This window comes from Rhizobium nepotum 39/7, assembly GCF_000949865.1.
GTDB lineage: Bacteria > Pseudomonadota > Alphaproteobacteria > Rhizobiales > Rhizobiaceae > Agrobacterium > Agrobacterium nepotum.
In genome coordinates, this window is sequence record NZ_JWJH01000017.1 from 12,766 (window position 1) to 25,029 (window position 12,264).

At 58.4% G+C, this 12,264-nt stretch carries 8 protein-coding genes; 2 read left to right on the forward strand and 6 right to left on the reverse strand.

All coding sequences use genetic code 11. From position 1 onward, the window contains the following. Positions 1-50: 50 nt before the first annotated feature. The gene (gene argS / locus RS75_RS17280) at positions 51-1,808 is read right to left on the reverse strand and encodes an arginine--tRNA ligase (RefSeq protein ID WP_045023150.1); all 1,758 of its coding nucleotides are present in this window, start codon (positions 1,806-1,808) and stop codon (positions 51-53) included. Between the two features lie 76 nt (positions 1,809-1,884). Further along, a complete protein-coding gene (locus RS75_RS17285) occupies positions 1,885-3,102 on the reverse strand; it encodes a deoxyguanosinetriphosphate triphosphohydrolase (protein ID WP_045022542.1) in 1,218 nt (405 codons plus the stop codon). Positions 3,103-3,331: 229 nt separating this feature from the next. On the opposite strand from RS75_RS17285, the gene erpA reads away from it, so the two are divergent. Both erpA and xth read left to right on the forward strand, forming a co-directional pair. Beyond that, entirely contained in the window at positions 3,332-3,664 is a 333-nt protein-coding gene (erpA, locus tag RS75_RS17290) for an iron-sulfur cluster insertion protein ErpA (protein ID WP_045022544.1), read from the forward strand. A gap of 308 nt (positions 3,665-3,972) precedes the next feature. Beyond that, the gene (gene xth / locus RS75_RS17295; RefSeq protein ID WP_045022546.1) at positions 3,973-4,770 is read left to right on the forward strand and encodes an exodeoxyribonuclease III; all 798 of its coding nucleotides are present in this window, start codon (positions 3,973-3,975) and stop codon (positions 4,768-4,770) included. Positions 4,771-4,821: 51 nt separating this feature from the next. On the opposite strand, the gene exoR is transcribed toward xth, so the two are convergent. The 4 genes from exoR to popZ form a co-directional block, all read right to left on the reverse strand. Further along, positions 4,822-5,616, reverse strand: a complete 795-nt coding sequence (gene exoR / locus RS75_RS17300) for an exopolysaccharide production regulator ExoR (protein WP_045022548.1) — start codon at positions 5,614-5,616, stop codon at positions 4,822-4,824. A 553-nt stretch (positions 5,617-6,169) separates the two neighbouring features. Beyond that, complete coding sequence (locus tag RS75_RS17305) at positions 6,170-7,453, reverse strand: outer membrane protein transport protein (protein WP_045022550.1); 1,284 nt, start codon at positions 7,451-7,453, stop codon at positions 6,170-6,172. A 453-nt stretch (positions 7,454-7,906) separates the two neighbouring features. Next, a complete protein-coding gene (locus tag RS75_RS17310; RefSeq protein ID WP_045022552.1) occupies positions 7,907-10,750 on the reverse strand; it encodes a valine--tRNA ligase in 2,844 nt (947 codons plus the stop codon). Between the two features lie 197 nt (positions 10,751-10,947). Next, complete coding sequence (gene popZ / locus RS75_RS17315; RefSeq protein WP_045022553.1) at positions 10,948-11,931, reverse strand: cell division protein PopZ; 984 nt, start codon at positions 11,929-11,931, stop codon at positions 10,948-10,950. Positions 11,932-12,264: the final 333 nt, after the last annotated feature.

Consider the following 12,264-nt stretch of genomic DNA (forward strand, 5'->3'; position numbering starts at 1 on the left):
TACGCATTGCAGCTCTTGCCAGCGTATTGTGAGCAAATAATGGTGATATGTTATCGCATCTCGTCAGGCGCGTCCGCTCCTAAAAGCGTAAGGCCGGACTTCAAAACATTCGCGACAGCATTCACCAGCCCAAGTCTGGCAATGCTCAATTCTCGGTTTTTATCGTTAATAAAACGTAATTCCTGATGGTCTTTACCTTTGTTCCAGTGTCCATGGAAGGAACTTGCCAGATCATAGAGGTAAAAAGCAAGCCTGTGCGGCTCGTGCGAAAGGGCTGCGGATTCGATCAGGCGCGGATATTCGGCGAGCTTTGCAACCAGCTGCAACTCGTTGATATCGCTAATCAAAGCAACGGAAGACGACATGTCGTCCTGAGACAGGACAAGCCCCGGAAACGCCTCCTGCGCCTGCCGGAAGATCGACATGCAACGGGCATGCGCATATTGCACGTAAAAGACCGGATTATCTTTCGATTGTTCGGTCACTTTGGCGAAATCGAAGTCCAGCGGCTCGGAATTCTTGCGATAGAGCATCATGAATCGCACCGGATCGCGACCCACTTCGTCCACAACATCGCGCAACGTGACGAAATCGCCTGATCGTTTCGACATCTTCACCGGCTCGCCGTCGCGATAAAGCTTCACGAGCTGGCACAAAAGCACCGTCAGCTTCGACTTGCCTTCCGAGACGGCGCGCGCGACCGCTTCCAGCCGCTTCACGTAACCGCCATGGTCAGCACCGAGCACATAAATCATCTCGGAGAAACCACGGTCGAACTTGTGCTTGAAATAGGCGACGTCGGCGGCGAAATAGGTGTAGGAGCCGTCCGATTTCATCAGCGCGCGGTCCATATCGTCGCCCACCTCGGTGGAACGGAACAGCGTCTGTTCGCGGTCTTCCCAGTCTTCCGGCAATTCGCCCTTCGGCGGCGGCAGGGTGCCCTTGTAGACATGGCCCTTGAAGGTCAGATCGTTGATGGCCGAGAGGATGGGACCGCCATTGCCATCATGCAGCGTGCGCTCCGAGAAGAACACGTCGTGCTTGACGTTGAGCGTCTCCAGATCCTCACGGATCATTACCATCATCGCGGCGATCGCCTTGTCCTTGACGATCGGCAGCCACTTTTCCTCGGGCATGGCGCGCAGCTTGATGCCGTATTCATCCGCCAGCGCCTGGCCGACGGGAACGAGATAGTCGCCAGGGTAGAAGCCCGACGGAATGGCGCCGATATCCTCGCCTAGCGCTTCGCGGTAACGCAGGAAAACCGAGCGCGCCAGCACGTCGATCTGCGAACCGGCATCGTTGATGTAATATTCCTTGGTCACGCCATAACCGGCAAAGGCAAGCAGGTTCGCCAGCGTGTCGCCCACGACAGCGCCACGGCAATGACCGACATGCATCGGGCCGGTGGGATTGGCGGAAACATATTCGACGTTGATCTTCTGGCCCGCGCCGATCTTCGAGCGGCCGAAATCGATGCCCTGCCCGATCATGTCGGCAAGAAGACGCTGCCAATAACCGACCGAAACCTTGAGGTTGATGAAACCGGGACCGGCGACATTGACGCTGTCGACATCGCCATCGGCCTGAAGGGCTGGCACGATGAGTTCGGCCAGCGCCCGGGGATTGGTGCCGAGCGGCTTGGCCAGCACCATTGCAGCATTGGTCGCGACATCGCCATGGCTGAGATCACGCGGGGATTCGACGGTAATTCGACTGAAATCGACCTTTTCTCGGTTCTCTTTCACGAGATCGAGGGTCTCGATCGCGTTTTTGATCCTGGTATCGAAATCGGCAAAAATGTTCATCGTTCCAACCTGCGCGAAGGGCTTCTGTTCATGTCCGGCCGTCATAACCGGGTCGGCTCCGCGATCGCCCGCTGCCCTATCGCAAATCGGGAGTGCGGTCAAACAGCCGCTGGTGGGCGCGCAGTGCATAACTGTCGGTCATACCCGCCAGATAATCGCCCACATGCCGGGCTTTTGCGGCCACGCTCATGCCGGAAATGCTGTCCACCCAATAGTGGCTCTGCATCTCCGCCGGCACCTCCATATAACGGTGGAAAAGATCGGTGACGATCTGCGTGGCGCCGGCGCGAATACGCATGATGTCGGGGTGCCGGTAGATATGGCCGAACAGGAGTTTCTTGATTTGCCGGTCGGTTTCCGCCATTTCCGGCGAGAAGGTCGCGACGGTGAAATCGGCGGCGCGGATATCAGCCGCACTTTTCGGCTTCAGCCGGGAAAGATTGTACTGCGCGACACCGATCACATCCTCGACCATATGGGTGATCTGGCGGCGCATGATCTCGTGGGCGAAACGGTCCTTGTCGAGCGTGGGATATTTCGCCCGCACCTCTGCCATCAGCTTGCTCAGGAACGGCACTTCCTCCAGCATCTCGAAGGTCAGGTAACCGGCGCGCAGGCCGTCATCTATATCGTGGGTATTATAGGCGATGTCATCGGCGATTGCCGCCATCTGCGCCTCAAGGCTGGCATAGCTGCCGATTTCCAGATCCTGCAACTCGCAATATTCGAGGATAGGCAGCGGAACCGGCCCCTTCACGCCCTCGCCTTTGGCATCCACCAGCGGGCCATTGTGCTTGACCAGCCCCTCCAGCGTCTCCCATGTCAGGTTGATGCCGTCATATTCGGCATAGCGGCGTTCCAGCTTGGTGACGATGCGCAATGACTGCGCATTGTGATCGAAGCCGCCATAGGGCAACAGCACCGCATCCAGCGCATCCTCGCCCGTATGCCCGAACGGCGTATGGCCGAAATCATGCACCAGCGCCACGCCCTCGGCCAGATCCTCGTCGAGTTTCAGCGCACGCGCCAACGCCCGGGCGATCTGCGCCACCTCGATCGTGTGGGTAAGCCGGGTACGATAATGGTCGCCATCCGGGCTGATGAAAACCTGCGTCTTGTGTTTCAGGCGGCGAAAGGCTGTGGTGTGGACGATGCGGTCACGGTCGCGCTGGAATTCCGAGCGCGTCAGGCTCCCCTCCTCGGCAAAAAGACGCCCGCGCGTGGTCCATGGATCCGAGGCGAAAACCGCCCTCTCGCCACTTCCGAAACCCAATGCGCGCTGGTCTATAATCATGCATCCACCTGTACTGTTCTCTGGCCGGGACTTCCTTTGGCCCGAAGTCCATGGTCTTTGACCATTGACCTTTTCATCCACCCTTCATACCTATCGCAAAGGTCGGCGCAAAGCATGATCGCGGCAAAGGCCGTTGCCGACATCGCTATAGACCGTTTATTTGACTGGTTTATAATGGTGGCGACAAATCTATTGCTCTCCGGTTCTTGACCCCGGCACGAGGAACGACATGGAAAACAACGACATTACACTTTCGGAATCAGCAGCGAAGCGAATCGCCCAGATCGTGGCGGCCGATGCGGGCAAGCAGGCACTCCGCGTTTCGGTGGAAGGCGGCGGCTGCTCGGGCTTCTCCTACAAGTTCGATCTGGCGGAAGACCCAGCCGATGACGACATCGTGATTGCACGGGGCGACGCCAAGGTGCTGATCGACAGCATGTCGGTCGTCTATATGGCCGGCTCCGAAATCGACTTCGTCGACAATCTGCTCGGCCAGTCCTTCCAGATCAAGAACCCGAATGCGGTCGCGAGCTGCGGCTGCGGCACCAGCTTCTCTATTTGATGGTGATATCAAGCGCCAAGCTTGAGATCATTCACGCCTTTCTCTCCGCCCTCATTCCTGTGCTCGTCACAGGAATCCAGCCGACGCGCGTCTGCGCGGCGAGACAACCCTTTCAGCCCAAGGACTTGGGCTGACTGGATTCCTGTGACAAGCACAGGAATGAGGGTTTGGGGACGCTGCGGTGCATCCATAGCTGTTGATCTACCCTGCCCCGGCTTCTTTCCACCACATCCTCACCATCCATTTCCAAAAACGGTGGCAATCGCATTTGCATCGGGTAAAAGTACCCCCACAAAAGGGAAACTCCGATGAAGATTGCCACCTGGAACATCAACGGCGTCAAGGCGCGTATCGAGAACCTCTGCCAGTGGCTGAAGGATTCATCGCCCGATATCGTCTGCCTTCAGGAAATCAAATCGGTTGACGAAGGTTTCCCCCGCCTTGAGCTTGAGGCGCTCGGTTATCACGTCGAGACCCACGGCCAGAAGGGTTTCAACGGCGTCGCCCTTCTCTCGAAGATGAAGCCCGACGAGATCAATCGTGGCCTGCCGGGCGACGATGCCGATGAACAGGCGCGTTTCATCGAGGGCGTGTTTTCCGTCGATGGCGGTGCGATCCGGGTCTGCTCGCTTTACCTGCCGAACGGCAATCCGCCCGACGATCCGGTCAAATATCCCTACAAGCTCGCATGGATGGAACGGCTGCGCCGCTTTGCCGAAGACCGCCTCGCGCTGGAAGAACCGCTCATTCTGGCGGGTGACTACAACGTCATTCCCGAACCCTTCGATTGTCACGACCCACGCGTGTGGGAAGGCGACGCTTTGTTCCTGCCACAGACGCGCATGGCGTTCCGCAAGCTGGAACATCTCGGCTTTACCGATGCCGCCCGCGCGACGACGGATGAGGCAGGACTTTATTCCTTCTGGGACTATCAGGCCGGCGCCTGGCCGAAGAACAATGGAATCCGCATCGACCACCTGATGCTGTCGGCGGAGGCGGCCGACAGGCTGCAATCCGTCAGCATCGAAAAACATGTCCGGGCATGGGAAAAACCGTCAGATCACGTTCCGGTCTGCGGATATTTCGATTTCACGCCGGTCGGTTGAGCGGCTCTCGCGAGGCGACAAAATTCGCCTCGGTCACAACAGATATTATCTTCAATCCGGATCGTCGATCCGCATGTTCTGCGCCATCGCGATTGCCGCGCGGCGGTCGTTTTCACCCGTGAGCGAAAAAGCCTGTTCCTGAAGGCTCTGGATCCAGGTGCAGTCCACCGCCGTACATTTGTCCATCGCGGCCGTCATGAACGCCAGTCCCTGCTGCGTCTGGCCTTCCTGGAAAAGCAGATTGCCGAAAATCGACATGGCGCCGGCATGGCCGTGCTTGCGCGCCTGATTGAGCCACTTCTTGGCCTGCTGCACATCCGCCCGACCGCCCTCGCCCGCCAGGATCATTTCCGCCAGCCGGAACTGCGCTTCGGCCACGCCAAAGGTGGAAGCCACCTGAAAATAAAGCTGTCGAGCCTGCGAGAGGTCCATTTTCACCGGACTGCCGGGAATGCCGTGACGGTAATAATCGGCAAGGGAAAGAAGTGCGTTGACGAAAAAGCCGGTATCCTCGGAACCCGGCTCGACACCCTGACTGGCAATTTCGCTGTAGATCTTGAAGGCTTCGAAATCGTTCTTGGCAACGCCGTCGCCAAAGGCATACATGTTGGCAAGCGCCCAGCGCGAGCCGGTGTGGCCCTTTTCGGCCGCATAGCGATAGGCCTCGACGGCTTCGTCCTTGTTGCCGTTCTTGTAGGCCTTGAAGCCGAACTTGAACAGATCGAAGGGACCGGATTCCTTGGTAACGCCTGCATTGATGTCAAAAGCCAGCACTGGCATTGCGAGCGACGCAAGCAACAGGCTCATGAAGAGCGGCTTTAGAACATGTGCTTCACATTTCAGCATTTCGGCGAACTTCTCTCACTCTTCCCGGCTACAGCCAATACTTGCGGAATATCTACTCCGCCGGGTCGCGATTTTTCGAACACACTGCGTCTTTCCGACAGCACTTTCCAGCGCACTACCGGTGGTCTCTTAACGGTCATTGCCGAAGTTTTTCGGTGAAACAGATATAGGCATAATTTCCGGCAATATAACGGCGTTTCACCGTCTGCCAACCAGTGTCAAACAAGAAACCCGGATCAAATTCCCGTATTACTTGCTTAAACCCTGAATCCAAACCCGTTTTCACTTTCTGCAATTCCCCAGGTCCACATCAAACGCCTGCATGTTCTTCCATCCCCGCGTCCATAAACATAAGCCAAGCACTTTGTTTGTGGCGGGAAATGGACAGATCTGCCCACATTCCAACGCGGCCTCACGCTTGCAGAAAAGTGTTGCCAAATCGTCACAAAACATCCGGCCCAGAAAATTTTATCGAGCAGGAATCATAGTTGGGAATGAAAAAAAGCCCGGTTGGTAAACCGGGCCTTTCTTTTCATGAATGCAGGGAATGGTGTCAGAACTTGACCTTGACCCCTGTGGAGATCGCAGCCACGACATCGCTGCCGAAACTATAGCCCGCCTCGTCGCCGCAGGTTGCCGGACTGCTGGGGCTGCAACGGCCGCCGCTGATCGCGGATTCACCCGAGGTGAGCAGGCCGAGAGCGCCGGCGATCTTGAACTCGAGGTTCGGAGTGGGCGAATAGACGACCTGAGTGCCAATCATCCACGTATCGGTCTGCGTGCCGATCACCGTCGATGTACCGCGATCCCAGGTCAGGCTGACGGCGCCGCTCCACTGATCGTTGAACTTGTGGCCGATACCACCGGTAACCGTCCAGCCGTCACGATAATAAAGATCGAGCGACGTGAGCGAGGTTACGCCCGCAACACAGGACGAGACACCGACCTGGCAGAAAGGCACGACCTGAATCTGGCTCCAGTCCGTCCATTTCACGGAACCGAAGGCAAGCCAGTCCGGCGCGATACCGGATTGCACTTTAAGCTCCAGGCTATCAGGCATGGAAACCGAGCCGTAGACGGGCGTTACCTTGCCGCCGTAAGCGACGAGAGCCGGGCTGCCGGCCGCAGGAAGGCTTCTGAGGTCAACCGTACCGTTGAGATCGTGATCGACGGCACTATTATAGACGAGGCTCGTGCGGAAAGCGATTTCCGGGATCTCATAAGCGACACCCGCACGCCATCCCCAGCCGTCACCTTCCATGTCAAGCTTGCCGACACCGGAATAGAGAGAGGGATAAGCGGGGCCGAGCGCCGTCGGGGAAACCACCTGACGGTATTTGTAACCGCTGAGTTCCTGATAGAAACCGCCGCCGATGATCGAGAAATCGCCCTTACCGAGATCGAACTTCACACGGCAGGTGGTGGCGTAATTGTGCGACTTGACTTTGGTTTCGATATTGTAGCTCGAACCCTGCCAGATGCCGGGATTGAGATCCGCTCCCCAGGGCTGCGAATAATCGAACATGCAGTCGCCGAAATCGCCGATCGCGGCCTTGGCGCCGACGCGTGTCGACCAGTAGTTTTCCGAGTCGTCCGCGGTGGTCGACCAGGACGACGGCAACGGGCCGCCGCTTTTCACCGGATTGTCACGCGCATTATCAACCTTGCGCTGTGGCGCAACGAATGTAGCGGAACTGTCGAGAACATAATCGGACGGATCGAACAGCAGGTCGATATTGTAACCGCCGCGCTCAAGGCCGCCCGCCAGTGAAGGCGTGACTGCCGCGATGCTGACTGCGAAACATACCGCGCCGCGAAAAAATACAGTTTTTGCCATCTATCTCCCCAATCAAGGCAATGTGATCGTTGATAGAGTGAAACGCTAAAGGGGAAATGACAATGTGTCGCAGCTTGGCGCGATCACCCCCAAACGGCCATTTTTTTACGTAAGTTTTTTATGCGTCCGCTCTTATATAATCATTTTAGGCTATTTTTCTAAACCCACCGAAAAACTTGCCGCAAAACGAAACAAATTCCCTATTTTGTCGAGAAATGTCGCCAAATAACCACAGTTGGAGGTTTCTCGAACAAACCCGGTTATCAGGCCGTTTTCATTGGTCTTTTCCCGTTTTTCCGGGCTATTTCAGCCAAAACCGGGATGAAATAATCGCACTGTCGTGCGTGAGCGATTCGCCGTTGCAGCGCAGCAATAAAACGAAAAGAAACCTGACAAAACGCAAAAACGCCCCGCTTTTCGCGGGGCGTTCCGGTCTCGAATGGAACCGAGATATTATCCCGCTTCGCTGACCCGCTGCATGGCCGTTCTCAGGCTTGTCAGCTGAACCTCAAGTTCCACCTTGCGCTCGCGCTCGGCGGCCACAACCTCTGGATCGGCATTGGCCACGAACTTTTCGTTCGACAGCTTCTTGTCGATGCGCTCCATTTCCGCATCCACCTTGCCGATCGCCTTTTCGAGACGGGCCTTTTCGGCCGCCAGATCGATGAGGTTGCCAAGCGGCAGGCAGACAGTCGCCTCACCGAGGATGATCTGCGCAGAACCCTTCGGCGCAACATCGGCGGCGCGGATTTCGTCGGCCCGCGCCAGGCGCCGGATGGCGGCAGCATGGCGGTCAAGCCGCGCTTCGGTAGAGGTGTTGGCGCCGACGACCACCAGCGAGGCGATGGCGCCTGGTGGCACGTTCATCTCCGCACGCGTCGAGCGGATGCCGGAGACCAGATCGATCAGCCAGTTGATTTCCGCAGCCGCGGCATCGTCGCGGAATTCCGGCGTCGGCCAGTCGGTATGGCAAAGTAGATCGCCACGCTCCTCGCCCTCGCCGGCCGTGTGCGCCCACAGCTCTTCCGTCATGAACGGCATGAAGGGATGCAGGAGCTTGTAGATCTCGTCCAGAACATAGGCCGCGCAGGCCTGCGATTCCTTCTTGGCCGCCTCATCCTCGCCGCTGAAGACAGGCTTGAGCAGCTCCAGATACCAGTCGCAGAACTGGTTCCAGACGAAACGGTAGAGGATGCCGGACGCATCGTTGAACCGAAAGTTCTCAAGAGCCGCCGTCGCATCGCGTGTGGTATTGGCAAGCTCGGTCAGGATCCAGCGGTTGATCGTCAGCGAGGCGGTTTCGGCCAGGAAATGCGGATCGCGCTTCACACCGTTCATTTCGGCAAAACGCGTGGCGTTCCAGAGCTTCGTACCGAAGTTGCGATAACCGGCGATACGCGCCGGATCGAGCTTCACGTCACGGCCCTGCGCCGCCATGATGGCGAGCGTGAAACGCAGTGCATCCGCGCCGTATTCGTCGATCAGTTCCAGCGGATCGATGACATTGCCCTTGGACTTCGACATCTTCTGGCCGTTCTTGTCGCGAACCAGAGCGTGGATATAGACCGTGCTGAACGGCTCGACCGGATTGCCGGCATCGTCCTTCATGAAATGCAGACCCATCTGCATCATCCGCACCACCCAGAACGGGATAATGTCGAAACCGGTAACGAGGACGTTGGTCGGATAATAACGCGCCAGTTCCGGCGTCTTTTCCGGCCAGCCCAGCGTCGAAAACGGCCAGAGCGCCGACGAGAACCAGGTATCGAGAACGTCTTCGTCACGGGTCAGGATTTCACCCGGCTTGAAGTTTTCAAGCTTCTCCTCGACCCAGGCCTTCCACGGGCCTTCATGGGCGATATAGTGCTGGATGGCTGCCTGAAGCGCCTCTTCCTCGGTCTTTTCAACGAAGACCTGCCCATCCGGACCGTACCATGCCGGAATCTGGTGTCCCCACCACAATTGCCGCGAGATACACCAGGGCTGGATGTTCTCCATCCACTGAAAGTAAGTGTTTTCCCAGTTCTTCGGCACGAAATTGGTGCGGCCTTCACGAACCGAGGCAATGGCCGGCTGCGCCAGCGTCTTGTTGTCCACCCACCACTGATCGGTCAGGCGCGGCTCGATCGGCACGCCGCCACGGTCGCCATGCGGCACCACATGCTTGTGCGGTTCGATCTTGTCGAGCAGGCCGGCTTCCTCGAAGATTTCGACGATGACCTTGCGGGCGAAGAAACGATCCTGTCCTTCCAGACGATCCCATGCGCCGTGCAGCGCCGCCGGATGGTTGAGGCCTTCGAGGAAATCCTCATTCTCCTTGATGGAGATCGTACCATCGATATTCATGACGTTGATGGCGCGCAGGCCGCAACGCTTGCCGACTTCGAAATCGTTGAAGTCGTGCGCGGGCGTGATCTTCACCGCACCCGTTCCGGCGGTCGGATCGGCATAGTCATCGGCAACGATCGGAATCTTGCGGCCAACGATCGGAAGGATGACGTGCTTGCCGATGATACCCTTGTAACGCTCGTCCTCCGGGTTCACCGCAACGCCGGTATCGCCGAGCATGGTTTCGGGCCGCGTGGTGGCGACGACGATGTAATCGCGCGTTTCGAACTCGGTGGGCTTGCCCTCCTCGTCGAAAGCGACCGGGTACTGATAGGTCACGCCCTTTTCCAGCGGATAGCGGAAGTGCCAAAGGTTGCCCTTCATTTCCAGCTGTTCGACTTCCATGTCGGAAATCGCGGTCTGAAGCTTCGGGTCCCAGTTGACGAGGCGCTTGTCCTTGTAGATCAGGTTCTGCTTGTAGAGGGTAACGAAGACCTCGAGAACGGCCTCGGACAGCCCCTCATCCATGGTGAAGCGTTCACGCGACCAGTCGCAGGACGCGCCGAGCCGTTTCAGCTGGTTGAAGATCAAACCGCCGGATTCGGCCTTCCATTCCCAGACCTTCTCCACGAAAGCCTCGCGGCCCATCTCGCGGCGGCCCGGAAGCTGGCCTTCCATCAGCTTTCGCTCGACGACCATCTGCGTGGCGATGCCGGCATGGTCCATGCCAGGCTGCCACAGCACGTCCTTGCCGCGCATGCGCTCGAAGCGGACCAATATATCCTGCAGCGTGTTGTTGAGCGCGTGGCCCATGTGCAGGGAGCCCGTCACATTCGGCGGCGGGATGACGATGGTGAAGCTTTCCGCGCCCGGCTTGGCGTTGGCGCCGGCACGAAAAGCGTTCGCCTCGTCCCAGGCTTTGGCGATCTTCGGTTCGACGGATGCGGAATCGTAGGTCTTCTCGAGCATTTCCTGACCTGAATTTTAGAGTTCTTGTGTGGATTTTTTTAAATAAGGATGGATGGTCGAGAGTCAACAGAAACCGACCCCCAAGCGACCTATTGAGAGGTCCCATCAGCGACTATGACCCGATAACGCCTTCATCTTCAACAAAAAAGCCGCCCCGGTGCCGGAGCGGCCTTCGTTTCATCGCAGCCGGCGTTGCCTCAGCGGCGCGAGCCGCGCGCCACGCGTTCGATTTCCTCGCGCACGAGACGCTCCACCAGTGTCGGCAGATTGTCTTCCAGCCAGTCCTGCAACATCGGCCGCAGCATCTCGGCGGCGATATCCTCGACAGAGCGCCGCTCGACACCGTCGAAGACTTCCGCAAGCTCGCTGAAGGAACGGGCGATCTGCGCACCGGCGGCGGCAGAAATAAGATTGAGCGACAGGCCGCCTTCATCCGCAGGCTCGGCCAGATCGAATGTCGGCATCTCGACGGCCGGCTCCTGCACCGCCATTTCGAAGCGCTCCTCGGCGACCGGCGTTTCGATGGCGCCACGCAGCGAAAACTGATCGAAGCGGCTATCCGCGAAGGACGCGCTTTCAACGGCGGCAGCAGCCGCGCGGTCCTCGGCGACGAAAGGCGCCGGTTGTTCGCCAGCACTTGCGGCAACCGCCGCCAGCAGCGGCCGCACATCCGTCGGACGCTGCGGTGTGGTGCGTTCGGCCTGCGGCACTGTCCGTTCGGCCTGCGGCGCATGCGACGCCTGGGATACGGAGGAAACGGACGAGGCCTGCGCCGGCTCGGTCACGCCCCGGTGCGCCTGCGCGGCGAAAGCCTGCGGCCCCATGGCGGCATTGCGGTCGGCGGCGGCGCGCACGCGCGCGGCGACGTCGGCCAGCGACATGCTTCTGTCGGCGGAGCCGTCCTGCTGTTCGGACATCGGCCTTTCGGAAGCCGGCGAAAAATCATGCGCCGGCCGTGCGCCGAATGCCTGGTTTGCGGCGGGGGGAACGCGCGCCGGCGGGCTGACAGCCTCCGCCACGAAGGCCGTTTCGCTCGCGGCATCGTCCTCATCGTCGTAGACCGGCGGCAACTGCCCGGAAAACGCACCGCCAGGTCCGGGCTCGTTGCTTTCGATGATCCGGCGTATGGACGCCAAAATCTCTTCCATGGACGGTTCACGCGCTACGCTTGGCTGAGCCATATCAATCCCCGGTTTCCACTCTTCAGAGCGCCATGCATCCGTTCGGACGCACAAGGGACACTCCAACATTTTCAAATCTGCGCATCGTTCCTGTTGAAAACCGATTCCGTTTCCCCGGCCGATGCTCTGAAACATGTCCGATCAAAACCGCCAGGCGTTTTTGCCGTTCCTGTTCCAAGATCAAACGGGGCAGAAATACGCACACCCCGAATCACCCTTAGTCTATGGCAGCATAGTCCGGAACTAAATCACTGATTCGACAAGTTTCGCCGTGATGCACAGCTTTGTGAGCGAGGCCTCTTTGGGGCAACGCGACGGATGGGTTTCCGGTAG

Bases quoted from the DNA above. Each gene is read 5' to 3' on its own strand.
- popZ (WP_045022553.1), bottom strand. From the start codon at position 11,931: ATGGCTCAGCCAAGCGTAGCGCGTGAACCGTCCATGGAAGAGATTTTG.
- exoR (WP_045022548.1), bottom strand. From the start codon at position 5,616: ATGCTGAAATGTGAAGCACATGTTCTAAAGCCGCTCTTCATGAGCCTG.
- RS75_RS17305 (WP_045022550.1), bottom strand. From the start codon at position 7,453: ATGGCAAAAACTGTATTTTTTCGCGGCGCGGTATGTTTCGCAGTCAGC.
- RS75_RS17285 (WP_045022542.1), bottom strand. From the start codon at position 3,102: ATGATTATAGACCAGCGCGCATTGGGTTTCGGAAGTGGCGAGAGGGCG.
- xth (WP_045022546.1), top strand. From the start codon at position 3,973: ATGAAGATTGCCACCTGGAACATCAACGGCGTCAAGGCGCGTATCGAG.
- argS (WP_045023150.1), bottom strand. From the start codon at position 1,808: ATGAACATTTTTGCCGATTTCGATACCAGGATCAAAAACGCGATCGAG.
- RS75_RS17310 (WP_045022552.1), bottom strand. From the start codon at position 10,750: ATGCTCGAGAAGACCTACGATTCCGCATCCGTCGAACCGAAGATCGCC.
- erpA (WP_045022544.1), top strand. From the start codon at position 3,332: ATGGAAAACAACGACATTACACTTTCGGAATCAGCAGCGAAGCGAATC.